Annotated in this window: 20 protein-coding genes and 1 pseudogene; 6 read left to right on the top strand and 15 right to left on the bottom strand. The window is 70.2% G+C overall.

Annotated features, from left to right (window positions below):
* The first annotated feature begins 15 nt into the window (after positions 1-15).
* The 3 genes from AQJ11_RS18095 to AQJ11_RS18085 all read left to right on the top strand — a co-directional run bounded on the left by AQJ11_RS18095 (position 16) and on the right by AQJ11_RS18085 (position 3,935).
* A complete protein-coding gene (locus tag AQJ11_RS18095) occupies positions 16-2,487 on the top strand; it encodes an MFS transporter (RefSeq protein ID WP_059263788.1) in 2,472 nt (823 codons plus the stop codon).
* Between the two features lie 103 nt (positions 2,488-2,590).
* Positions 2,591-3,412, top strand: a complete 822-nt coding sequence (locus tag AQJ11_RS18090; protein WP_014673646.1) for a YceI family protein — start codon at positions 2,591-2,593, stop codon at positions 3,410-3,412.
* 55 nt (positions 3,413-3,467) lie between these two features.
* Positions 3,468-3,935 (top strand): PPOX class F420-dependent oxidoreductase, encoded by a 468-nt coding sequence (locus AQJ11_RS18085; protein ID WP_059263727.1) that lies wholly within the window; start codon positions 3,468-3,470, stop codon positions 3,933-3,935.
* Between the two features lie 76 nt (positions 3,936-4,011).
* On the opposite strand, the gene AQJ11_RS18080 is transcribed toward AQJ11_RS18085, so the two are convergent.
* The 9 genes from AQJ11_RS18080 to AQJ11_RS18040 all read right to left on the bottom strand — a co-directional run bounded on the left by AQJ11_RS18080 (position 4,012) and on the right by AQJ11_RS18040 (position 15,113).
* The gene (locus tag AQJ11_RS18080) at positions 4,012-4,770 is read right to left on the bottom strand and encodes a TetR/AcrR family transcriptional regulator (RefSeq protein WP_208616549.1); all 759 of its coding nucleotides are present in this window, start codon (positions 4,768-4,770) and stop codon (positions 4,012-4,014) included.
* 285 nt (positions 4,771-5,055) lie between these two features.
* Positions 5,056-6,441: an MFS transporter gene (locus AQJ11_RS18075; protein WP_244218282.1), complete on the bottom strand. Its 1,386-nt coding sequence runs from the start codon at positions 6,439-6,441 to the stop codon at positions 5,056-5,058.
* Positions 6,442-6,504: 63 nt separating this feature from the next.
* On the bottom strand, positions 6,505-8,673 hold the full coding sequence (locus AQJ11_RS18070; RefSeq protein ID WP_107120844.1) for an ArnT family glycosyltransferase: 2,169 nt from the start codon (positions 8,671-8,673) through the stop codon (positions 6,505-6,507).
* A complete protein-coding gene (locus tag AQJ11_RS18065; RefSeq protein ID WP_059263725.1) occupies positions 8,670-10,154 on the bottom strand; it encodes a bifunctional glycosyltransferase family 2/GtrA family protein in 1,485 nt (494 codons plus the stop codon). Before AQJ11_RS18065 ends, AQJ11_RS18070 begins: the two co-directional genes overlap by 4 nt.
* 14 nt (positions 10,155-10,168) lie before the next feature.
* Positions 10,169-11,773, bottom strand: coding sequence for a HAMP domain-containing sensor histidine kinase (locus AQJ11_RS18060; protein ID WP_208616548.1), 1,605 nt, complete (start codon positions 11,771-11,773; stop codon positions 10,169-10,171).
* Entirely contained in the window at positions 11,770-12,510 is a 741-nt protein-coding gene (locus tag AQJ11_RS18055; RefSeq protein WP_041665962.1) for a response regulator transcription factor, read from the bottom strand. The genes AQJ11_RS18060 and AQJ11_RS18055 overlap by 4 nt, the downstream gene beginning before the upstream one ends.
* Positions 12,511-12,604: 94 nt before the next feature.
* Positions 12,605-13,477: a DUF2797 domain-containing protein gene (locus AQJ11_RS18050; protein WP_107120843.1), complete on the bottom strand. Its 873-nt coding sequence runs from the start codon at positions 13,475-13,477 to the stop codon at positions 12,605-12,607.
* A 121-nt stretch (positions 13,478-13,598) separates the two neighbouring features.
* Positions 13,599-14,669 carry a BRO-N domain-containing protein gene (locus AQJ11_RS18045; protein WP_059263723.1) on the bottom strand — a complete coding sequence of 357 codons (1,071 nt, stop codon included), beginning with the start codon at positions 14,667-14,669 and terminating at the stop codon, positions 13,599-13,601.
* A gap of 66 nt (positions 14,670-14,735) precedes the next feature.
* On the bottom strand, positions 14,736-15,113 hold the full coding sequence (locus tag AQJ11_RS18040; protein WP_059263722.1) for an HGxxPAAW family protein: 378 nt from the start codon (positions 15,111-15,113) through the stop codon (positions 14,736-14,738).
* 87 nt (positions 15,114-15,200) lie between these two features.
* Here AQJ11_RS18040 and AQJ11_RS18035 point away from each other — a divergent pair, with 87 nt between their 5' ends.
* Positions 15,201-15,692 carry a MarR family winged helix-turn-helix transcriptional regulator gene (locus AQJ11_RS18035; RefSeq protein WP_059263721.1) on the top strand — a complete coding sequence of 164 codons (492 nt, stop codon included), beginning with the start codon at positions 15,201-15,203 and terminating at the stop codon, positions 15,690-15,692.
* A 40-nt stretch (positions 15,693-15,732) separates the two neighbouring features.
* Here the strand turns inward: AQJ11_RS18035 and AQJ11_RS18030 are convergent, their stop codons facing one another.
* From AQJ11_RS18030 to AQJ11_RS51095, 6 genes and pseudogenes are all read right to left on the bottom strand, one after another.
* Positions 15,733-16,410, bottom strand: a complete 678-nt coding sequence (locus AQJ11_RS18030; RefSeq protein WP_059263720.1) for a GAP family protein — start codon at positions 16,408-16,410, stop codon at positions 15,733-15,735.
* 259 nt (positions 16,411-16,669) lie between these two features.
* On the bottom strand, positions 16,670-17,845 hold the full coding sequence (locus AQJ11_RS18025; protein WP_059263719.1) for a zinc-dependent alcohol dehydrogenase: 1,176 nt from the start codon (positions 17,843-17,845) through the stop codon (positions 16,670-16,672).
* Positions 17,842-18,780, bottom strand: a complete 939-nt coding sequence (locus tag AQJ11_RS18020; RefSeq protein WP_059263718.1) for an SRPBCC family protein — start codon at positions 18,778-18,780, stop codon at positions 17,842-17,844. Before AQJ11_RS18020 ends, AQJ11_RS18025 begins: the two co-directional genes overlap by 4 nt.
* A gap of 183 nt (positions 18,781-18,963) precedes the next feature.
* Positions 18,964-20,139: a glutathione-independent formaldehyde dehydrogenase gene (locus AQJ11_RS18015; RefSeq protein WP_059263717.1), complete on the bottom strand. Its 1,176-nt coding sequence runs from the start codon at positions 20,137-20,139 to the stop codon at positions 18,964-18,966.
* Positions 20,140-20,445: 306 nt separating this feature from the next.
* A complete protein-coding gene (locus AQJ11_RS18010; protein ID WP_208616556.1) occupies positions 20,446-21,564 on the bottom strand; it encodes a hypothetical protein in 1,119 nt (372 codons plus the stop codon).
* Between the two features lie 133 nt (positions 21,565-21,697).
* Positions 21,698-21,895, bottom strand: a pseudogene (locus AQJ11_RS51095) (XRE family transcriptional regulator); the annotation flags it as partial.
* Positions 21,896-22,969: 1,074 nt separating this feature from the next.
* Between AQJ11_RS51095 and AQJ11_RS49265 the strand changes: the two are divergent.
* Positions 22,970-23,452 (top strand): hypothetical protein, encoded by a 483-nt coding sequence (locus AQJ11_RS49265; RefSeq protein WP_159061672.1) that lies wholly within the window; start codon positions 22,970-22,972, stop codon positions 23,450-23,452.
* 41 nt (positions 23,453-23,493) lie between these two features.
* Positions 23,494-24,090, top strand: a complete 597-nt coding sequence (locus AQJ11_RS49260) for a hypothetical protein (protein ID WP_159061671.1) — start codon at positions 23,494-23,496, stop codon at positions 24,088-24,090.
* The last annotated feature ends 43 nt before the right edge of the window (positions 24,091-24,133 follow it).

The raw sequence follows: 24,133 nt of genomic DNA, 5'->3' as shown, positions 1-24,133 counted from the left end.
CACGGCGACGCCCCGATGACGCACCGGCAGATCATGGAGGCACTGTCCGGGCTGCTGCTCGGCATGTTCGTGGCGATCCTGTCGTCCACGATCGTCTCCAACGCCCTGCCGCACATCATCGGGGACCTCGGCGGCGGCCAGTCCGCCTACACCTGGGTGGTCACCGCCGCCCTGCTGTCGATGACCGCGGCCACTCCCCTGTGGGGCAAGCTCGCCGACCTGTACAGCAAGAAGGCTCTCGTCCAGATAGCCCTGATCATCTACGTGGTCGCCTCGATGGCGGCCGGCCTGTCGCAGAACCCCGGCATGCTCATCACCTTCCGGGTGTTCCAGGGCATCGGCGTCGGCGGTCTGTCCGCCCTGGCGCAGATCGTCATGGCGGCGATGATCTCCCCGCGTGAGCGCGGCCGGTACTCCGGCTACCTGGGTGCCACCTTCGCCGTCGCCACCGTCGGCGGTCCGCTGCTCGGCGGTGTCATCACCGACACCTCCTGGCTGGGCTGGCGCTGGTGCTTCTACGTCGGCGTCCCCTTCGCCGTCCTCGCGCTGATCGTGCTCCAGAAGACCCTGCACCTGCCCGTGGTCAAGCGGGAGGTCAAGGTCGACTGGGGCGGCGCGACCCTCATCTCCGCGGCCGTCTCCCTGCTGCTGGTCTGGGTCACCTTCGCCGGTGACAAGTACGACTGGCTGTCCTGGCAGACCTACGCGATGGTCGGCGGTTCGATCGTCCTCGGCGCGCTGTTCGTGCTCGTCGAGTCCAAGGCGAGCGAGCCGATCATCCCGCTGCGCCTGTTCAAGAACCGCACGATCACGCTGGCGTCGCTCGCCTCGCTGTTCGTCGGTATCGCGATGTTCTCCGGCACCGTCTTCTTCAGCCAGTACTTCCAGCTGGCCCGCGACAAGTCCCCGACCATGTCGGGCGTCCTGACCATCCCGATGATCGGCGGTCTGTTCGTCTCCTCGACCGTCTCGGGTCAGTTCATCACCCGCACCGGCCGCTGGAAGGCGTGGCTGGTCAGCGGTGGCGTGCTGGTCACGGCCGGCCTGCTGCTGCTCGGCGGCATCCGGTACAACACCGACTACTGGAAGATGGCCATCTTCATGGCGCTGCTGGGTCTCGGCATCGGCATGATGATGCAGAACCTGGTCCTCGCCACGCAGAACCAGGTCTCCCCCGCCGACCTCGGCTCGGCCAGCTCCACGGTCACCTTCTTCCGCTCCCTCGGCGGTGCGGTCGGCGTCTCCGCGCTGGGTGCCGTGATGTCCCGCCGGATCACCCACTACGTCCAGGACGGCGTCGCCGACCTCAGCCCCAAGTACCAGAAGGCCCTGGCCGGCGGCTCCGGTTCGACCGACAGCATCCCGGACATGAACGCGCTCCCGAAGCCCATCCGGACGCTGCTGGAGAGCGCCTACGGCCACGGCATCGCCGACGTCTTCATGATCGCCGGCTGCCTCGCCGCCATCGCCTTCCTGATCACGCTGTTCATCAAGGAGGTCCCGCTGAAGACCAAGGGCGCGCTCGCACAGGCCGCCGAGGGCAAGGCCCCCGTGACCGACCCGGCCGCCGCGCCGGCCGTCGCCGAGGCGCAGGCCCCGGCCGCCGCACCGGTCCCGGCCGCGGTCGCCGCCACCACCGAGACCGCCTCCGACGGCACGGCCACCGCCACCCGGCCGATGGCGGCCGTCGCCACGATCGCCGAGCCCGGCGGCTCCGGCGGCTCCGGCGGCACCCCGGTGCACGGCTTCGTCCGCGGCGCCGAGAGCGCTCCGGTCCCGCAGGCCGCGGTCACCCTGATCTCGCTGTCCGGCCGCCAGCTGGGCCGCGCGGTCGCCCAGGCCGACGGTTCCTACACGCTCGACGCCCCGGGCACCGGCAGCTACGTCCTGATCGCCTCCGCCGACGGCTACCAGCCGCAGGCCTCCACCGTCGTGGTGGGCGAGGAACCGCTGTCGTACGACATCCTGCTCAGCGGCACCAGCGGGCTGACCGGTGTGGTCCGGGCCGCGGGCAGCGCGCTGCCGGTCAAGGACGCGATGGTGATCGTCACCGATGTCCGCGGTGACCTGCTGGCCACCGCCGCCACCGGCGAGCAGGGCGACTTCGCCCTCACCGACCTGGTGCCCGGCACCGTGACCGTCGCGGTCAACGCGAGCGGGTTCCGGCCGCGCGCCCTGCCGGTCGAGGTCGGCGCCACCGGCGTCACCCGGATCGAGGTCGACCTGGACGCCGGCGCCCGGCTCCAGGGTGTCGTCCGGGCCCCGCACGGCCCGCTGGCCGACGCCCGGGTGACCCTGGTCGACCAGGCCGGCAACGTGGTCGGCACCGCCACCACCGGCACGGACGGGGCGTACGCCTTCACCGACCTGGACAGCGGCGAGTACACCGTCATCGCGACGGGTTACCCGCCGGTGGCGACGGCCCTGACCGTCTCCGGCGCCGGAGCCGACGGCCACGACATCGAACTCGCCCACCCCGGCGAGTAGTTCACCCCCGGCCCGTGGCGGCGCGCGCCTTGAGCGGAGGGCGCGCCCGCCACGGGCCGGTCTCATACGACCATTTTTTGAGCTTTTTTCAGGGAGAAACGGGATGGGACTGACCGCGAAGATCCGTACGCGGGACGGGTGGGCCGTGTCGCACGCGGTCGTCACGGTGACCGACATGACCGGCACGCAGGTGCTGCGGGCCGAGGCGGACGCCGAGGGGGCCGTACGGGACACCACCGAGCTGGCGCCGGGGGCGTACACCGTGATCGTGACGGCCGTCGGCTACGCGCCCGCCGCGTCCAGCGCGATCGTCACCGCGAGCGGCCGGGCCGAGGTCGGCACGGTCACGCTGGCCCGGCAGGGCGGCACCGAGCTGCCGCCGCCCGGCCCCTGGACCGTCGACCCGGCGCACTCCTCCGTCGCCGCGGTCGCCCAGCACCTGGGCATCTCCAGCGTGCGCGGCCGGTTCACGGAGTTCGGCGGCACGATCGAGATCGCGCCCGACGACGTCACCAAGTCCCGGGTGGAGGCGGTGATCAGGGCCGCGTCCATCGACACCGGCAACGGCATGCGCGACACGCACCTGCGCTCCGCGGACTTCCTCGACGTCGAGAACCACCCCGAGATCACGTACCGCTCCACGGGACTGACGCAGGCCGGCCCCGACCGCTGGACCGTGCACGGCGAACTGTCGCTGCACGGGGTGGTACGCCCCGTCGACCTGGACCTGGCCTACCTGGGCACCGGCGCCGACCCGTGGGGCGGCACCCGGGCCGCGTTCCGGGCCACCACCGAGCTGCACCGCGAGGACTTCGCGATGAACTACAACCAGGTCCTCCAGGCGGGCATCGCCGCCATCGGCACCACGCTGAAGGTGGAGCTGGACATCCAGGCGGTGCAGGGCGACTCCCTGCCCCAGGCGTAGACATAGGCACAGCAGGGTCAGCCACCGGGGCACCCGCTGCCCCTAGGCTGCCCCCATGGCACCGAACATCGCTACCAACACCCGTGTGTCGCTGGACGAGCTGCTGGACTTCGTACGCCCCCGGCACCGCGCCCTGCTGATCACGCGCCGGGCCGACGGCTCCCCCCAGGCGTCCCCGCTGACCTGCGGCGTCGACGACTCCGGCCGGATCGTCGTCTCGACCTACCCCGAGCGGGCCAAGACCCGCAACGCCAAGCGGGACCCCCGGGTCGCCCTGGTCGTCCTCAGCGACGACTGGAACGGCCCCTGGGTCCAGATCGACGGCACGGCCGAGGTCATCGACACGCCCGACTCGGTGGAACCGCTGGTGGAGTACTACCGCAACATCGCCGGCGAACACCCCGACTGGGACGAGTACCGCCAGGCAATGATCAAGCAGGGCAAGTCCATCATCCGGGTGACCCCGCAACGATGGGGCCCGGTGGCGACCGGCGGCTTCCCGGCACGACTGGTCTCCGAGTAGCCGCCATCCCGGTCCGCCGAGTAGTCGCCGCCCCGGGCTGACGCCGTGCGGGCGGCGGCCCGTGGCCGAGGGGGAGTCAGCCGCGGGTGACCATCGCCTCTATGCCCGCGATCAGCAGGTCCAGCGCGAAGGTGAAGTCACGGTCCAGCATCTCGGCCACCGTGTCGCCGCCGCGCGCCGCCATGAGGTCCTTGGACTCCCTCATCACGTCGGCGGTCCCGGGGACCTCGTCCACCATGGACATGGCCTGCTCGAAGTACTCGTCGGGGCTCAGCCCGGTGTCCGCTATCCGGGTGAGGAAGTGACCCTCGATCGTGCCGAAGCCGTACACGAACTGGAAGACCGCCGAGATCGCCCCGGTCACCCCGTGCGCCGGCAGCCCGGCCCGGCGGACGACCCGCTGGATCACCCGGGAGAACGCCAGGGAGTTCGGGCCGATGTTGAGGAAGCGCCCGGCCAGCGGGGACAGCCACGGATGGCGGACCAGCTGCGCCCGGTACGCGGTGGCCAGCGCGCGCAGCTGGTCCCGCCAGTCCTCGTCCGCGTTGTCCGGGTCGGGCAGCCGCAGCTCGGCGTAGGTCGCGTCCAGGGCGAGTTCGAGCAGGTCGTCCTTGGTGTCGACGTACCAGTACAGGGACATCGCGGTGACGTTCAGCTCGGCCGCCAGCCGCCGCATGGAGAACTTGGCGAGGCCCTCGGCGTCCAGCAGCCGCACGGACGCCGCGGTGATCCGCTCCCGGTCCAGCCCGGACGGCTGCCCGCTGCGCCCACCGCGCCGGGCCCTGCCCTCCAGCCACACGCTGTCCCGTGCCGACCGACCTGCCTGCTTCGTCACCGGCGGCCCTTCCTCGATTCCGCTCACTGTCCCAACCTAAGGGGGATGTGGGCGACCACGACGTACCACGGTCGCCCGACTACCCCTGCCCCCGAGCACTTAGGCCCTGTCGTTTGGATCATCCCGGCGTCGCGGGGCCTGGCACGCACATCTGCCGCGTTGTCGTCGGTTGCCAACGCTCCGCGTTGTCGCCCTCCTCCGCCTTGCATCTGCACGCACCAGGCCCCGCTCGGCTCGGCTCGATGGCACCGCTCCTTGTAGCCGGCCTGATCCAAACGACAGGACCTAGGCGGACACCCGCTCCGCCCGCCGCAGCAGTCCCGCTGCCACGAACCCCCCGACCAGCACGGCGACGGCCCCCACGAGCTGACCGGCCCCCAGGGCCGCGGACAGGGGCTCCCCGGACGCGACCGAAGAGCTGAGCACCGCGCCCAGTACGGCCACCCCGAGCCCGTTGCCGAACTCGGCGAGGGTGCCGTTGATCCCGGCCCCCACCCCCGCCTTCTCCGGAGGAATCGCGCTCATGATGGCGTGCGCCATCGCCGGGTTCGCCACCGCGCAGCCCGCGCCGATCAGCAGCAGCCCGAGCAGGGTCCCCGCGTAGCCCCCGGAGTCCACCTCCGCGATCGACACCAGGCCCCCGGCCATGCACACCATCCCCAGCGCGATCGACACCGGCGTGCCCAGCCGTGCCGACCACTTCGCCGACAGCCCGGTGAAGTTGAGCGCCACCACGGTCAGCGCCAGCGGAGCGGTCCGCAGGCCGGCCTCCAGCGGCCCGTACCCGAGCACGAACTGAAGGTGCTGTGTCAGCAGGAACAACGCGCCGCCCATGCCGAACACGATGAGCACCGCCCCGGCGACCGCCCCCGTGAAGCGCGGGTCCCGGAAGAAGTGGAGGTCGAGCATCGGCTCGTCGGCCCTGCTCTCCCACCAGGCGAAGGCGCTCAGCACGAGCACCGCCACGGCCGCCGTGCCGAGCACGCGCGCCGACGTCCAGCCGTGGCTCGGCCCGGAGATGATCGCGTACACCAGCGAGGCCATGCCGATGGTGGACAGCACCGCGCCCGGCAGGTCCGGGCGGTCACCCCGGGGGTTCTTCGACTCCGGTACGAGCGCCACCACCGCGACCAGGCCGAGCGCCGCGACCGGGATGTTGACGAGGAAGATCGCGCCCCACCAGAAGTGGTCGAGCACGAAGCCGCCGATCAGCGGGCCGCCGGCGAAGCCCAGCGCGTTGACCGCGCTCCAGATGCCGATCGCCTTCGGCTGCTCCTCGGGGGAGAAGATCTGCATCGCCACGGCCAGGGTGGTGGTCAGCAACAGCGCGCCGCCGATGCCCATCCCGGCCCGCGCGGCGATCAGCCGGCCGGTGCTGTCGGCGAGTCCGGCCACGAGCGAACCCACGCCGAACAGGGCGAGCCCCGTGATCAGCATCTTCTTGCGGCCGTAGCGGTCGGCGGCGCTTCCCGCGGTGAGCAGCAGGCCCGACTGCACCAGGGAGTACGCGTTGATCATCCACTGGATGTCGGAGGTCTGCGCGTGGAGTTCGCGGGTCAGGGAGGGGATGGCCACGTTCAGGACCGTGTTGTCGAGCAGCACGGTGAGCTGCGCCAGACAGATGACGCCGAGGATCAGCCAGCGTTGGGGGTGGCCTTGGGGGGTGGACATGCCGTACACCGTATAGCTGCCGCTATACGGTGTACAACGCATTTCCCGGTCAGTCGGCTGCCCTCAGTCGCTCGCCTTCCGCGTGAGGTCGTAGAAGGTCGCCGATCCCACCGTCACCTTCTTGAACGTGCTCTGGACCCACGAGCTGATCTGCGAGGCGGTGCCGCCGTTGCCGCCGCCCATGCCGCCGCCGGCGATGAAGTAGTGGATCCTCCCTTCCTCGACGTACTTCTTGAACTGGGCCGGTGTCGGGGACGGGTCCGTGCCGTTGAAGCCGCCGATCGCCATCACCGGGTCGCCGGTGGCGAGCTGGTAGCCGGCCGCGTTCTGGGAGCCGACGGACGCGGCGACCCAGGTGTACTTCGAGGCGTCCTCCGCCAGCAGCTTCTCGGCCTCGGACGACACGCTCGCGCCGTTCAGCAGGCCGCCGACGCCACCGGCGCCGCCCATGCCGCCCTCACCCGTCCGGCCGCCGGGGAAGCCGAAGCCATTGCCGTTCCGCTGGCCCTGCTGCCCCGGCTGCGTCGGGGTGCCCCCGCCGAAGCCGCCGCCCGGGAAGCCGTTGCCCTGCTGACCTTGCTGGTTCCGCTGCCCCTGTCCGCCCGGCATCCCGCCGCCGAAGCCGCCCCGCATACCGCCACCGGGACCCCCGCCCCGGCCGCCCATCACGCTCGCGCCCGCCGGGCCTGCCGTGACGATCGAACCGGTGTGGCCCTCCTGGAGCGTGCTCAGGGTGTACGCCGTGGGTCCGGCCAGCGCGGCCACGAGACCCACCGCCGCCACGCCGAGCGCCAGTCGCCGGGAGATCCGGCCGGCGAAGACCAGGCCGAGCGCCGCGGTCAGCCCGCCGACCAGGACCAGCCACTTCAGCCAGGGCAGGTAGTCGGGGGTGCGATTGAGCAGCACGTACCCCCAGGCCGCCGCCGCGACCACGGACGCGGCGAGCGCGATCGACGCCCACGGCTGTCGCCGCCGCTCCCACAGCAGCCCGGCGCCCATGCCGACGACGGCCGCGAGATAGGGGGCGAGAGCCACGGTGTAGTACTGGTGGAAGATGCCGGCCATGTAGCTGAAGACCACCGTGGTCATCAGCAGCGAGCCGCCCCAGACCAGGAACGAGGCGCGGGTGACGGACGTCCTGCGGGCCTTGCGGGTGGCCACCAGGCCGGTGACGAGCAGGATCAGCGCCGCGGGCAGCAGCCAGGAGATCTGGCCGCCGATCTCGGAGTTGAACATCCGGTCCCAGCCGGTCTCGCCCCACATGCCGGAGCCGCCCGCGCCGCCACCGCCGCCGCCCACGCTGCCGGTCTCCTCGCCGTTGAGGCGGCCGAGCCCGTTGTACCCGAAGGTCAGCTCCAGGAAGCTGTTGTTCTGCGAGCCGCCGATGTACGGGCGGGACGACGCCGGCCACAGCTCGACGACCGCGACCCACCAGCCGCCCGAGACGACCAGCGCGAGCGTCGCCGCGGCCAGCTGACCGAAACGCTTCCGCAGCGGCACCGGCGCGCACACCGCGTACACGACCGCCAGCGCCGGCAGGATCAGGAACGCCTGGAGCGTCTTGGCGAGGAACGCGAAGCCGATCGCGACCCCGGCCCACACCAGCCACTTCGTACGGCCGTCCTCCAGACCCCGGACGACGAGGTAGCAGGCCACCGACATCAGCAGGGCCAGCATCGCGTCCGGGTTGTTGAACCGGAACATCAGCGCCGCGACCGGCGTGAGCGCCAGCACCGCGCCCGCGGTCAGACCGGCCACCGGGCTGAACCGGCGGCGTACGGCCGCGTACACGACGGCGACCGTCGCCACGCCCATCAGCACCTCGGGCGCCAGGATCGCCCACGAGTCCAGGCCGAAGACCCTGACCGACAGCTCCATCGGCCACAGCGAGGCCGGCGGCTTGTCCACGGTGATCGCGTTGCCGGCGTCCAGCGAGCCGAAGAAGAACGCCTTCCAGGACCTGCTGCCCGCCTGGACGGCCGCGGAGTAGAAGGAGTTGGCGTAGCCCGAGGCGCTGAGGTTGTAGACGTACAGCACGAGGGTGGTGGCGAGCAGGCCGAGCAGGGCCGGGCGCACCCAGCGGGGGTCCTCGGGCCGGCCGCGCCACAGTCTCCGTACGAACGGCTGCCTCGGCTCACCCGCCTGGGGGCCCCGCGGGGGCGCGGTCGGCGGCGGTCCCCAGTCGGCCGCGGCGCCGTGCCCCGTCGTCGGCGGGTCGTAGTGCGTGGTCATCGGGCATCCCCCGGGTCGGTGTCATGAGGGCGCACCGGCTGCAACCGCATGGTCGCGTCGGTGACGCCGCTCCAGTTGCCGTCCGCGGCCTCACCGGCGCGGAACTGAGTGGTCTGGTACGGCTGCGGCGGCGCGACCGGCCGCTGCGGGAGCGGTGCGTACGGAGCCGCCGTGCGGGGGGCGGGTGCGTACGGAGCCGCCGTGCGGGGGGCCGGGGCGGCCACCGGGGACGGGACGGACTCCCGGCGCTCCGGGAAGACCCAGGCGCGGAAGAGCAGGAACCGCAGCACGGTGGCCGCCAGGTTGGCCGCGATGAGCACCGCCAGTTCGGTGGAGTGCGCCGGGCTGTCCGTGGCCGCGTTCAGGGCGGCGAGCGAACCGCTGGTCAGCGCGAGACCGATACCGAACACGACCAGGCCCTGCGCCTGGTGCCGTACCGCACCGCCCCGGCCGCGCACCCCGAAGGTGAGCCGGCGGTTGGCGGCCGTGTTGGCCACGGCCGAGACCAGCAGCGCCAGCGCGTTGGCGGGCTGCGAGCCGCAGAACTGCCGGAAGAGGCTGTACAGCAGCAGGTAGAAGAGGGTCGACAGGACGCCCACGACGCAGAAGCCGACCAGTTGGCGGGCGAGTCCCCGGGGCACGTCGGTGAGCTCGCGGTCGCGCGGGTCGTCACCGAAGGGCCGGGTCAGCCGGTCCAGCGGCAGCGAACCGGTGGTGAGCGCCTTGCCGACCCGCCACACGCCCTTCAGGTCGTCGGTCGCGGTCTTCACGATGTGCACGGTGGAGTCGGGGTCGTCGACCCAGTCGACCGGCACCTCGTGGATCCGGAGCCCGGCCCGCTCGGCGAGCACCAGCATCTCCGTGTCGAAGAACCACCCGGTGTCCTCCACCAGCGGCAGCAGCACCTGCGCCACATCGCGCCGGATCGCCTTGAACCCGCACTGCGCGTCCGAGAAGCGGGCCTGGAGCGAGCCGCGCAGGATCAGGTTGTAGGCCCGGCTGATGAACTCCCGCTTGGGGCCGCGCACGACCCGGGAGGTGCGGGCGAGCCGGGAGCCGATCGCCAGGTCGGAGTGACCGGAGATCAGCGGCGCCACCAGCGGCAGCAGGGCGTTGAGGTCGGTGGACAGGTCGACGTCCATGTAGGCGAGGACCGGGGCGTCCGACGCCGACCACACGGTCCGCAGCGCCCGCCCCCGCCCCTTCTGCTCCAGGCGGACGCTGCGGACCTCCGGGATCTCCGCCTCCAGCCGCGCCGCCACCAGCGGGGTGGTGTCCGTGGACGCGTTGTCCGCGATCGTGACGCGGAACGCGTACGGGAAGGTGCGCGTGAGGTGCTCGTGCAGTCTGCGGACGCACGGCTGGAGGTCCTTCTCCTCGTTGTAGACGGGGATCACTACGTCCAGGACAGGCGTACCGGCGTCTCCGGCCGGGAGGTGCTCCCGCGCCGGCAGGGTGCCGGGAGAAGAGTCGGTTCGCATGGCACCGACTCTTCTCAACTCCCCTGTCGCAGCGATGTGGTGGCACTGTGCTGTGCCTGTGAGTCCGATCCCCGGCGCGTTGCGGGCTGCTGCCGGGGCACGGCCGGGCCGAGGGCGGGCAGGTGCACGGTGAACACCGTGCGGCCGGGCACGCTGTCCACGGTCACGGCACCGCCGTGCGCGGCGGCCACCGCCTGCACGATCGCGAGCCCGAGCCCCGTGGACCCGGTGGCGCGCGAGCGCGCCGAGTCCCCGCGGGCGAACCGCTCGAAGACGTGCGGCAGCAACTCCGCCGGGATCCCCGGCCCGTTGTCCTCGACGTCCACGCACATCCACGGCCCGCTCCGCCGCACCCGCGCGGTGACCGTCGTACCGGGCGGCGTGTGACTGCGGGCGTTGCCCAGCAGGTTGACCAGCACCTGCTGCAACCGGGCCGCGTCCGCCGACACCGGCGCCGGTTCATCGGGCAGTTCGAGCCGCCAGACGTGGTCCAGGCCGGCCGCGCGGGCGTCGCTGACGGTGTCCACGACGAGCGGGACGAGATCGGTCTGCTCGAACTGCAACGGCCGTCCGGCATCCAGCCGGGCGAGCAGCAGCAGATCCTCCACCAGCAGGGTCATCCGCCCCGCCTCCGACTCGATCCGCCCCAGGGCGTGCCGCGTGTCGGGGCCGACCTGCTCCCGCCCGCGCCGGGTCAGCTCGGCGTACCCCCGGATGGAGGCGAGCGGCGTGCGCAGTTCGTGGCTGGCGTCGGCGACGAACTGCCGTACCCGCGTCTCGCTCTGCTGCCGGGCGTGCAGGGCGCCGTGGACGTGGTCCAGCATGCGGTTGAGCGCGGCACCGACCTGGCCGACCTCGGTGTGCGGATCGCACTCCGACTCCGGGACCCGCTCGCTGAGGTTCACCTCGCCGGTGTGCAGCGTCAGTTCGGACACCCGGGTGGCGGTGGCGGCGACCTTGCGCAGGGGCCGGGTGGCGACGCCGACGAGCACGTACCCCGCGATGGCCGCGGCGACGAGACCGGCGGCGGTGACGCTGATCTCCACGAGGATCAGGGTGTCGATCGTGTTGCCGACCGTCTCGGTCGGCAGGGCGACGTAGTAGGTGCCCCCGGCTCCGGCGACGTACCGCGCGAGGTACTCGCCCAGGCCCGGGATGACGACGGTGTGCGTGCCCGTGGTGGGCACCTTGCCCAGGGCGGCCTTCTGCTCGTCGCTGAGGGGGACTGCGTCGTTCCGCTGGAAGGGGCCGTCGTCGGTGTCGGCCCGCCTGGCGATGACCGCCCGGGTGACCGTGCCGTCGGGCCCGACCTCGGCGGCGATGGTCTTCCGCTGCGTCGGCCCCTTGACGAAGCCCGTGAGCCGGTCCGTCAGCCCGGAATCGTTCATGCCGCCGGGCTTCACGGGTCCCGACAGGCGCTTGCCGGCCTCCGCCACCTGCCCGTCGAGCTGTTCGTACAGGTGTGAGCGCAGCGCCAGCGTGGTGACCGTGCCGATCACGGCGCACACCACGGCGATCAGCGTCACGGACGCGACGACGAGCCGCGTCCGCAACGTGCGCGGCTGTCGGACTCGTCGCTTCCGCCGCCGCTGCGGACCCGGCCGTCGCCGCCCGCTCATGACACGGCGGGCTTGATCAGATAACCGGCCCCCCGCCGGGTGTGGATCATCGGCTCCCGCCCGGCGTCGATCTTCCGCCGCAGATAGGAGATGTACAGCTCGACCACATTGGCCTGCCCGCCGAAGTCGTACGACCACACGCGGTCCAGGATCTGCGCCTTGCTCAGCACCCGCCGGGGGTTGCGCATGAGGAAGCGCAGCAACTCGAACTCGGTGGCGGTCAGATGGATGTTCTCCCCGCCCCGGGACACCTCGTGGCTGTCCTCGTCCAGGGTCAGATCGCCCACGACGAGCACGGAGTCGGACCGCCGGTCGGCGGCCCCCGACCGGCGGATCAGCCCGCGCAGCCGCGCGACGACCTCTTCGAGACTGAACGGCTTGGTGACGTAGTCGTCCCCGCCGGCGGTGAGCCCGGCGATACGGTCCTCCACCGCGTCCTTGGCGGTGAGGAAGAGGACCGGCACATCGGGCAGCTCACGCCGCAGCCGGCCGAGGACGCTCAGCCCGTCCATGTCCGGCAGCATCATGTCGAGCACGACGGCGTCGGGACGGAACTCACGGGCCGTCTGGATGGCCCCCTGTCCGTCCCCCGCACTCCTGATCTGCCAGCCCTCGTAGCGAAGGGCCATGCTCAGCAGTTCGGTGATCGACATCTCGTCGTCCACCACCAGCACGCGGACGGGGCTCCCGTCCGGCCTCAGCAGTTCGGTGCGCCCCTGGGGCGAGGTCGTGGTCATGCTGGACACCTTGTCGGTGCCCTCTGAGAACACGCTTTCACGAATCTGTGATTTCCCTGAGAAACGCACAGGCGCCTCTCAGGGAACGCCCGGGTCAGAACAACCCGTCGGGTTCCCTTCTGAACTCCCGCACGGGAAACGCGCATCCGGCCGCCGCCGACTCCGACGGCACCAGCTCCCAGCCGGTCATCAGCCGCGTGTCCAGCACGACGGCCCCGCGACCGCCGACCGCCAGATGGAGGTCGGGCCCGGCGACCGCGACCAGCTCACCGCTCACACCCCCGCCGGGAACGAGTGCGACCACCTCCCCGAACGCCTCCGCCCCCGCACCGAGCCCGAAAGCCCTTACCTGGTCGCCCACTTCGCAGGGCTCGGGCCGCAGCGACTCCGGCCATCCGCTGAGCGCGACGGCCCGCGCGTGCAGCTCCCGCACCTCGGCGGCCCGTTCGGCCTCCGTCCCCGGCAGCGCCGACCGCACCGCCCGCTTCTCGGCGTACGGAATGCGGTCCGGCACCCGCAACGCCGCCCGCAACAGCTCCTCGGTGCGCCGGGCGGCCATCAGCGGACCGGTTCCGAGCCAGCTGAAGCAGACCGCGCCCTGCTCCAGCAGCCGGGCCGGCCCCCGCTCGACGGCGGTGATGCCGACCTTCACCATCCCCGGCCCGAACCACGCCAGATACACCCGGTACGGCCGTGGATCGTCGGCGATCGTGTCGGCGGCCACGGAGTGCGCCCGGTCCAGCCGCGCGCACTCCTCGCACCGGGCCCCCGTACTCCGCCCCGGCACCGCGGCCCGCACCGGACAGGCATGCCCCCGCGCCCCCGCACACGTACGCCCTCCCCCCTCCGGCACCGCGAAGGCGACCCGCTTCCCCCGGGGCAGCGCACTGCGCCGCCCACCGTCCCACTCCAGCACCGGACCACCTGCCGCCCACCGCAGTCCCGTGCACTTCCAGACCTGTGCCATCACTCCTGAGGGTAGGACGTGGGTCTGACAACTGCCCGAGGGCGATGAGCGGGGGTACGGTGGGCGAAGGCCCGAAGCCGCAACTACGTTTTGCGACTTCGGGCCTTCCTCAGGTGCTCGGCTACGGCAGCACGTACACCGGCAGGCCCCCGGCCCCCACTCCCGCCTGCCGCATGCACCCCCGTTTGAGCAGCATGCGCACGCAGTCGTGGACCCGGTCGAGCGTGAGCCCCGTCCGGTCCGCGACCTCCTCCAGCCGGCAGTGCACCGGCCCGTGGACCAGCGCCGGGGCGAGGTAGGCGGCCACGGCGTGCACGTCCTCGGTCACGACGAGGTTCTTCGCCCGCCAGGTCGCGAGGAGCCGCTGAGGAGTCACCGCCGAGCGGGCGGGACCGGCCGGCCGCAGCCGGTCCGCGATGACGTCCAGCGAGTCGGCGAGCCGCCCGAGCACGTCGTGCACACCACCGACACGGTCGGCGAGAGTGCCGAGGCGGTCGTTGACGCGGCCGAGGTGGTCGTTGGTCCGGCCCAGATGGTCGCTGACGCGCCCCAGGTGCTCGTTGGTCAGCCCCAGCTGATCGGTGATGCGCCCCAGGTGCTCGTTGGTCCGGCGCATCTGCTCGATCCGCTCGATCCGCGCGACCGCCAGTTCCTCGTCCGCCCGGATGTTCCGTTCCTCCAACCGGACGATCGCGTCGGCGACCTGCTGGGGCATGAGGTAGGCGGTGGTGCCGTCCGGGGAGGGTTGTACGGGGGCGGGGTCGAGCACGTAGGAACCGTCGCGCTGGATGGTTTCGATGACCTCGCTCACCCATTCCTTGAACGGTGCGCACTCCGGCTTGGTGCAACCGTTGACGAGCTGGATGAGTCCACGGAGATTCACCATGCGCATCGACTTTTTGAGGCCGTGACCTGCAATGTTGCGCGAAGTCTCTGTCCCATAGACGGTTCGCACAAGGTCGCCGAGGCTGCGCTCGCAATCTGCTGCAACATGCCAATGGACGCCCTGCCGCGTGTTCACGTAGCCGAGATGCACTCCGACGTCCACCGCCGGGAACCAGTGCTCCCCGCTCGGCAGGGTCAGCCTCCGCACCCGCGCCCCCGTGGCCGCGAACACGAAGTCGTTGATGTCGATCGCGTCCTGCTTCGCTCCCGTCGGCTGCTCCGACGGGGTGTCGTTCTGCTCGTTCATCGAGCATCACCTCCACCCCGGAAGCTAGGGTCGGCGATCGGCAACTGCCGTTCGAAGAAAGCTCGTTCACTCGATAGGGGACAGAGGGATCGATTCGGCAGGAACCGCACCCGAGGCCGGAACCACAGCCGGCGCCCCGGCCGACCGCTTCCGCCCCCGCCCCGCCAGCCGGCACCCGACGCACCCCGCGTGCCCGTCCCGCGCCTGTGTGTCCCGGACCCGCATCCCCCATTGCTCGCGTGGTCGCACCCCGGGCGGCTTGCCCCAGCCGGACAGATGCAGGGCCCAGGTCACCAGGACGCTCACCGCCACCACGGCCAGCCCGGCGCCGACCACGGGGAGGGAGGCCGTACAGACCCCCAGCCCCGCCACGGCGCCTCCCGTGGTCGCGATGGCGGCGCCGGTCCAGCCGGCGATCGTGTGACCCTCGTCGTACAGACTCATGGAACCGCCTCCAGGGGACGACCCAGTTCCCTCACGGGCTAAGAAATTTACACTCCGAATATCTCACGACCTAAGGGATTTCGAAAGATGCACGGCACGCCGCGCCCGCCCGCCACTCCGGCCCAGGCGCTGTCGGCGATGGACCACCTCATCGCCGCCCACCTCATCGGACAGCAGGAGCTGGCCCGGCGGCTGGGACTGAACGTCACCGACCTGACCTGTTTCGCCTTCGTCCTGGAGGCCGGCGACGAGCTGCTGACGGCAGGCGACCTCGCGGCCCGCGCCCACGTCACCACGGGCGCGGTGACCGGCATCCTCAACCGCCTCGAACGCGCCGGTTACGTCACCCGCCGCCCCGACCCCACCGACCGCCGCCGGGTCCGCGTGGCCGCCGTACCGGACGCCGTCACCCGCGTCGAGGCGGTGTACGCGGGCCACTACAAGCGCCTTACGGCCCTCTTCTCCGACTACTCCCCCAAGGAGCTGGCGGTCATCACCGACTGGTTCACCCGCGCCACGGCGCTGGCCCACGAATACCTGGAGAAGCTGAACCGCAACGACCCCGCCGAGGAGTGCTGACTGGTCGAAGCCGCCGGGACCGCCGGCCGGCCATGGGCCGTCAGGAGGTGAGGACGGAGATGCCGTCTCCGAGCAGTTTCAGCCCCAGAACGAAGAACAGGACGGCCATCACGGCGACATTGTGCTGAGCTGCCCAGTCCTTCCAGTTCCCGAGCGTGGTCCTCGCCCGTTCCCCTCCGAGCAGGAAGACCCCGAGCGGGACCAGCAGGCCGAGCGTGGCGATCACGACGAAGATCGCCAGTGACGCGATCTGCTGCCCGACCGGGAGGCCGGCCGAGCCGATGGCGGCACCCGCGGCGATGGTCAGCGGGGCGTTCTTGGCGTTGAGGGCGGCCAGGGCCGTGCCGAGTCCGAAGACCTTGACCGGAGTGAGGCGGTCGATCGCGCCCATCCACTTCGGCAGCTTCGCCTGCGAGGGGTCCTTCGGGCGCCGCCGCCACTGCCGGGCACCGAAGAAGAGGAGGAGCAGGCCGAGGGCGAGCTTGAGGGCCCCGACCCAGGTGGCCGGGTGCTCGTGCGCGGAGGCATCCGCCGGGGAGGCGACCGCCAGCGTCACGGCGCCCAGTACGCAGAGCCCGAGGATCCAGCCGACGGTGAAGAGGATGCCGTTGAGACGTCCTCGGGGCGTGGCGAGGACGAGGATGACGGCGATGACCGGAAGCGGGCTGACCGCGACGCCGGCCGCGAAACCCAGCACGTCACCGAGGACTGCGCCCATGGCTGCCTCCAGCCGAGGTCAGGGTGGCGATCCCGTTGAGCAGTGCTCCGGCGGGGAAGAGGCGCGTGTTCCGGCCTGCCCGGCGCGGGGGTTCCCGCGCGGAAGGGCGCGCCGCGACTCACTGTCCTTCACACCCCTGGAGGGCCACCGCCGAGCACGCCCCTCTGGGCACCACCATGCGGGCCCGTGGAGAGGTCCACCGCCACTCCTCCACCGCGCGCCGCAAACTCAACCAGCGAAACTCATCGGCGCGGGCCCCTCACGGCGTGAGGACGACCTTCTCGCAGCCGTCCTTCTTGTTCTTGAACAGGTCGTAGCCGGTCGGTGCCTCCGTCAGGGGCAGCCGGTGGGTGATGACCCTGGTGGGGTCGATCTTGCCCTGCTCGATCAGCCCGAGCAGCGGCTTCATGTACTTCTGCACGTGGCACTGCCCGGTGCGCAGGGTCAGGGACCTGTTCATCCAGGCACCCGCCGGGAACTTGTCGATCAGTCCGCCGTAGACGCCGATGACCGACACCACACCGCCGCTGCGGCAGGACAGGATGGCCTGGCGCAGGGCATGCGGCCGGTCGGTCTCGGAGCGGACCGCCTGCTTGGCGCGGTCGTAGAGGTGGACGTGGGAGGCGCCGTGTGTGGCCTCCATGCCGACCGCGTCGATGCACTTGTCGGGGCCCCGGCCACCGGTGAGTTCGAGCAGTGCCGAGCGTACGTCGGTGTCCTCGAAGTTGACGGTGGTGTAGCCCTGGGCGGCGGCCATGTCGAGCCGGTAGGTCTCCTTGTCGATCGCGATGACCTTCTCCGCGCCCAGGACCCGGGCGCTGTCCATGGCGAACTGGCCGACCGGACCGGCGCCCCAGACGGCGACGACGTCACCTTCCTGGATGTCGCACATGTCGGCGCCCATGTACCCGGTCGGCAGGATGTCGGACAGGAACAGCACCTGCTCGTCGCTGAGGTCCGACTCGATCTTGAGGACGTTGGCGTCGGCGAGCACCGCACGGGCGTACTCGGCCTGGCCCCCGGCGAAGCCGCCGGTGAGGTGGGAGTAGCCGTAGATCCCGGCGGTGGGGTGGCCGAAGAACTTCTCCGAGATGCCGGCGTTGGGGTTGGTGTTCTCGCAGCACGAGTACAGCTCCGCGCGGCAGGACGCGCAGGCGCCGCAGGCGATGGGGAAGGGCACGACGATCCGGTCGCCGACGCGCAGTTTGCCGTCGGTGAGGCCGGCGCCGACCTCGACGACCTCTCCCATGAACTCGTGGCCCATGATGTCGCCCTTTTGCATGGTGGGGACGTAGCCGTCGAGCAGATGGAGGTCGGAGCCGCAGATCGCCGTCGAGGTGATCTTCACGATGGCGTCGCGGCTGTTCAGGATCGAGGGTTCGGGAACGTCCTGCACCTCGACCGAGTTGCGTCCCGTCCAGCAGTTCGCCTTCATGCCAGGGCCTCCTTCAGTTCGTCCTCGGTCAGCGGTCGCGCCGGGTGCTGCGGGAACTCTCCGCGGGCCCGCTTGCCGCCGGGTGCGCCCTCGGAGCGGACGACCTCGCCGGTCTCCGCGATCTGCTTGAAGCGGCGCAGGTCGTCGTCCAGCTGCTGGTGCGGTTCCTCGCCGAAGTAGCGCGCCACGGCCTTGCCCAGTGCTCCGCCGGGCAGGTCGTAGCGCAGGGTCACCCGGATCTCCGTGCCCCGGCCGCCGGGGGCGGGCTCGAAGCGGACCTCGCCGGAGTTGTCGATGTCGGCGCCGTCCACGGACCGCCAGGCGATCAGCCGGCCGGCGACTTCCTGCGTGGTCTCGGCGTCCCATTCGACCGCCTCGCCGAACGGCGCGCCGGCCCGCCAGTGACTGGTGCGCGGGCCGGTGACGCGCACCTCGTCCAGGTGCGCCATGAAGTCCGGCAGTCGCTCCAGGTCCCTCCAGAGGGCGTAGACCTCGTCCGGGGGCTGGGTGACGGTGGTGGCCGCGGTCAGTTCCATGGGGGTGCTCCTACGGGTGCGGGTCACGGCCGCGTAGACGTCCGTGGCCGTGATGGCGGTGACCGCGGCGGTCGCGGCGACGGTGCGGCCCAGGCCGCGGCCGTCGTGGTTCTTCAGGGCCCGGGTCAGCATGGTCAGATCCATGAGGTCGCCGCCGACGCGGCCCCAGAGCCAGGCGGGATGCGGTCGGCCCAGCAGCCCGGTCGCCGCCGCCAGCTCGCGTACCCCGACGGCGGTCGTGGCCGAGCGGTGCCGGAAGGCGTCGCCCACGCCCAGGGCCCGGGCGAAACCCGCCGGGGCGACGACCTGCGGCACGCCCAGGAGCGCACTGGCCCAGCCGAGGCCGCGCACGAGCGGATCGTGCCGGAGGCGGGAAGCGGAAGAGGTGTCTGTGTGCATGGGTGCTCCTCACGAGCGGTGAGGTGAACGGAAGGCTGGCCGCTTGAGTGCGGTCGCCGCTGCTCAGGCAGGACAGGAGCGCAGGCGGCAATGGCCCGTCCGGCCCCGGCCGAAGCCGGGGCCGGACACCGCTCGCCGGCGGCTTGGTCCCGCAGAGCAGTCGGCCGGCGGCCCACGGGGTCCTTACTTTTTGTGGCCGTTGCCGTGTCCGTCGGGGTGCAGGACCACCTTGGTCCAGCCCTCGTCACGGGCGTCGAAGTGCTCGTAGGCGGTGGGGGCCTCGTCCAGGCTGAGCTCGTGGGAGACGACGAAGCTCGGCTTCGCCTTCCCGCCGGCGATCAGGTCCCGCAGCGCCCGGTTGTACTTCTTCACCGGCGCCTGCCCGGTCCCCATGTGCTGGCCCTTGAACCACATCAAGCCGAAGTCGATCGGGACCTTGCCCTGCGCCTCCAGCTCCCCCTGGGCTTCCGCGCCGCCGGGGTCCTGGGGCAGGAACACGCCCACCACGCCGATGTCGCCCGTGAACCGGACCGAGTCGATCAGGCCGTTGAGCGTGAGGCTGGCGTCCTCGTGTCCCTGGGGATCGTGTGCTTGGTAGCCGACGCACTCGCAGCCGTTGTCGGCGCCCAGACCGAGGGTGGCCTCCTTGACGACCTCCGCGGGGTTCTGCTCGGCGGTGTTGATCGGGATGGCCCCGATCTCCTCCGCCTTGCGCAGCCGGTCGGGCTGGTGGTCGACCGTCCAGACGCGGCCGGCGCCCTTGAGGAGGGCGGAGTAGGTCGCCATCAGCCCGACGGGACCGGCCCCGAAGACGACGGTCTGGTCGCCCGGCTTGACGTGGGCCATCTCGGTGGCGTGATAGCCGGTGGGAAAGATGTCGGCGAGCATCACGTAGTCGGTCTGCCGCTCGGCGGCGTCCTCGCCCAGACGCAGCGCGTTGAAGTCGCCGTAGGGCACGCGCAGCAGTTCCGCCTGGCCGCCCTGGTAGGGGCCCATGTCGGCGAATCCGTAGGCGGCTCCGGCGAGGGCCGGTTCCGGCTGCATGGTCAGGCAGTAGTTGGTCAGGCCCTGCTCGCACTGCTTGCAGAAGCCGCAGGCGATGTTGAAGGGCAGGACCACGTACTCGCCGACCTGGACCTTGCGGACGGCCGGGCCGACCTCCACCACCTGGCCCAGGTTCTCGTGTCCCAGGGTGCGGCCGGACTCGAACGAGGTGCGGCCCTCGTACATGTGCAGGTCCGAACCGCAGATGTTGGTGGTGGTGATCCTGACGATGATGTCGCAGGGGTGTTCGATCTTCGCGTCCGGTACGTCCTTCACCGTGACCGTTCGCGGTCCTTCATATACCGCTGCTTTCATGATGACTTCCCTTGGTGCCGCGACGTGACCGCGGCACGGCGGTGATGGAGACGGCGCAAGCGGCCTGACTCTTGGAAGTGCTACGACGGGGTCCGTGGCTGCGGCACACCTCTGCGGGCCGTTCGCCCGGATCAGGTGGAACGGTGGTCGCCGCCGGCCCGCCAGGCGGAGCGTCGGCACTCCGGCGGCACGCCGTGCGGGTCCCCGTCGCCTCCGACGCGAAACAACCGTTCCCCGATCGATCAGCCCATCCTTCACACCCGGCCGACCACCGGGCGAAGACGCATGTCCGGCTCAGATCACCGGCTAGTCACCGTGATCGTCCGCCAGCATGCGGCGACGTTCCTGTTCCCGCTTGGAATAGGCGGCTGCCCGGATCGCCTCGTCGCTTTCCAGGCCCGATCCCAGCGCGCCGCCCACCGTGGCGACCGAAGCGACGAACCAGGACAGCGTCCAGTAGTCCGTGGCGTGCAGCGGGGTCCGTGTCATGGAGGCGAAGACGCGGTCGTTGAGGAGGAAGAGCGCCCACACCAAGTTGACGACCATCAAACCGGCATAGCAGACGAGCACCCCGATGCCCACGGTCAGGACCGTGGACGCGTTGTAGAGAGCCGTCCTCTTCCTCTCCTCCGGCGAGGATTCCACTGACCGGTGCCACAGGTGAGCGTCCACGACCAGCCAGCCGATCATGAGCGCGACGGACCCGACCATGGCGATCACCAGACGCGACGTGCTCAGGGCCTCGGACAGGCTCCAGATGGTGGAGTTCACGGTGGCGACCGCTCCCGTGGCGAGTGCGGCGGCCAGGGCCTTCGACAGGCCCGGCACCAAGCGCCACGGCTGGTTGGCGCGGACCATACCGCCGAGCACCCTCAGGTAACCGCGTGGCCCGCTGACGACGTACCGGAGATCCGCGGTCTCCTCCTCACCGATCGGGCCCGGACGAATGGGCGCAAGACGACCGGCGAAACGTCCCAGCGACTGCCACTGGGGAGGCTCCTCGGCCCGAGTGGCTCGCGGAGCCGCCAAGCTGAGCACGACTTCTTCGACCGCGCGCAGGGCCCTTCTCCGAAGACGCAGGCCCCCCAGCGACGGAAGGGAAAGCAGTGCCATGCCGTGTTCGTGACTCAGCTCCACCACGAGCTTGTGCCCGTACGAGTGCAGCGGAAGGTCGGTGAGGGCCACGACGACGTCCCAATGCTCCCCGCTCCCGCGGTCCTTGATCCGGCGGGTCAACGTGGACAGGTCCTCGGTCCCCGCGGTGAAGGGCTCGCTGACCACCTCGACGTCGAACCGTCGCCCCTGGCCCGACCTGTCGGCGAGCCGAGCAGGGAGTACCCGGGCCATATGCCGCGCGATCTCCGTCGGCGCGTCCGGATCCGCCAGGAGGGCCACGACCGTGACGCCCTGCGACGACTCCCGCATGACCGGACCCTCCTCGTCGGCTGTCCCGGCGATCACCAGTGCCTCCAGGATGGCCCCGGGATACCGCCGGCGCCCCCGGACACGCTTGCCCGCCGCCGGACGGCGAACACGGACAGAACGGTTCCATGGGCATCGGTAGCTGATCGACCGGGCGGTGGTGCATGAGGGGGCGGCAGCGGGACTCGATCCCGTGGCCGAACCTCTCCTCCGGACCCCGCTGTTGGACGTTCGTACCGTCCGGGTCGCCGATCGCGATACGGACCGCACACCCGTCGTCCACGAAGGCGCACACGGGGATGTCCGCCCGCTGGTCGTGGAGAGCCACAAGTTGACAGCCGTCAGGAAAAGCCAGAGGCCCTGTGGCGTAATCCACAGGGCCTCTGGCGTGCTGTGCACTCGGCAGGATTCGAACCTGCAACCTTCTGATCCGTAGCTCTAGAGAGATCGGTCAGCGAGGGTCATAGAGGCCACCGATCGGCCCCGGGGAGTGGCTGTCGGTCATGGGCGGTTGCTGGCGTTGCTGTACTTCGTTGCTGTACCGCTGACCGCGAGGAACAGTGCGAGGAAGGCCCTAGCGTCTGCGTAAGCGCCCACCATCCTTGCGCAGGTCGGCGACACGAGCAGGACCAATACGAGGATCGTGACTACGCACAGATGTCGTCCTGGGTTTGACACGCAGTGCTCTACAAGGGACAAACTCATGGCTGAGCCTCCGGGTTCAGTCGCCCACCTGCCGCTCGGCCTGCCAGCATGCGCGGCCAGGTGGGCTCCTCCATCTACGGGCAGGAGGCTAGCGAGGATCGGCCACGACACCGACTTGGCCCGATTACTCTCGGAAGTGTCGCGCAGCGGGATAAGCACGCCAGGTTACGGCGATTGCGCCGTGAGGTCGCATTGGGGGAACCAGGATGACTCCCATGTCATGTACCGAGAGGTAACGTAGCGCCCCGTATTGGCTTGATCTAATCGATACAAGCCTGTCTGTGCCCCAGCCAACGACAGCCAGCCACGACGGCGGGTGCGCCGACCAGTCAGGCACGTGTGTGCCTCGCTGCACCCCACTGGCCTCAGCCACGCTGTCGGGTCTGTCGACGACCAGAGCGAGCCGGGGCGGCCGGCCCGTGACGGGGCTCCAGAGCCCTCAGCTTGGGAAGCTAAGGGCAGCCGGGGCTTCCTCCGGCACTGACCTGCGGCGGATCCCTGTAGGCGCCCGGTGGGCGGTCTGCTGATACCCCAGTGTTCCCCGCCACTCCCCGCACGACCTGGCACGGGTCTGGCACGAACCTCTGCGCCCCGAACGCTCGGCTCGCGGCGAGGGGGCGGGCTGGTGCATCTTTGGCATCGATTGCTTGGTCGTACGCCCATCCGTCTGACAGGAGAACATCGGCCTCCTAAGCTGCCCCCTGTGGCATCGGACGATCTGACTATCGAAGTCGCGGGCAGTTCGTCGCTCGCGGATCCCGCTCGGCAAGCGCTTGAGGAGTGCATGAAGGCGTACGGCGAGGACGTGCTCCGGGAGGCGGGTCGGTTGGAGGAGAGCCTCCATGTCGGAGGCGGGGCCCCGATGATCACGAATAGCATGATCCAGGAAGCGAACCTGCTTGGGCGCCGTGGGCATATTCAGCGGCGAATTCCTAAGCTGAAGCACACGATGCAGCTTGTCTCATACGCAGCTTCCGTTATTGCCGGTGTATTTGCGGGTAACCTGAACGAGGCTACTGGCTCGATTGGCTTCGCCGTATCCGCAACTATCGGAATCGCTGCATTTTTCCTGGGGCGTAACGATGGCTGGCTAACGTTAGCAGCGAATCCCACGGATACACGATTACGGCGGGTGCCCGAGAAGCGTTGGAGCATGCGACGCAAGAGTATCGCACGGAAGTTCTAGTAAAAGCGAGACTTATTGCGGATAGTCGGAAATCGAATACCGTGACAGATAGAGACGTCGCACTCGCTACTCAAGGGTTTTCGATCGACTCCAGTCCTGCCTATATTCGAGTTTCAAAGAAATTCATCCTTCGGCTTGTTCTTACAGCGGCGAGTTTTGCGGCAGCTGGGTTGATGGGCTATCTAATCGCGAAAGGATCTGCCGATTCAGCAAGCCTGGTCGCTAGCGTGGTTGGGCTGCTCACTTCCTTGGTGGCCACCCTGACGAGCTTCTCTAACTACCGTGGCACTAAGATCCTGTCTGCGGCATCATTGCCTCAAGATACCTCCAAGGATGCACAGAAGTGGGAAATCGTAAACGCGTGGCTAAATATCGAGCGGGCCATTCGGGATGACCTTGAAGAGCGCGATATAAGCCGCACTTATCGAACCCGCCCGCTGGGTGAGATGCTGGATGAGTATTCACATTGGCATAACCTGGGATCAGATTTCCGCGAATCACTACATGAGCTGATCTCGGCAAGGAATAGGATCGCTCACGGCATGCCATTTGATCTTAGTGATGAAAAGTACAACGCACTTATCAAGCAAGCCGAAGATGCAATGCGCATTATTAGATGCACGAATCTTGACGGCTAGGCCTGCAAAACGATACAGGCTCTGACGGCCCGCCTGCACGAGG

Origin of the sequence: Streptomyces corchorusii, from assembly GCF_001514055.1 — a bacterium.
Classification (GTDB): Bacteria; Actinomycetota; Actinomycetes; order Streptomycetales; family Streptomycetaceae; genus Streptomyces; species Streptomyces olivaceoviridis.
This window is presented reverse-complemented; position numbering and strand designations above follow the sequence as displayed.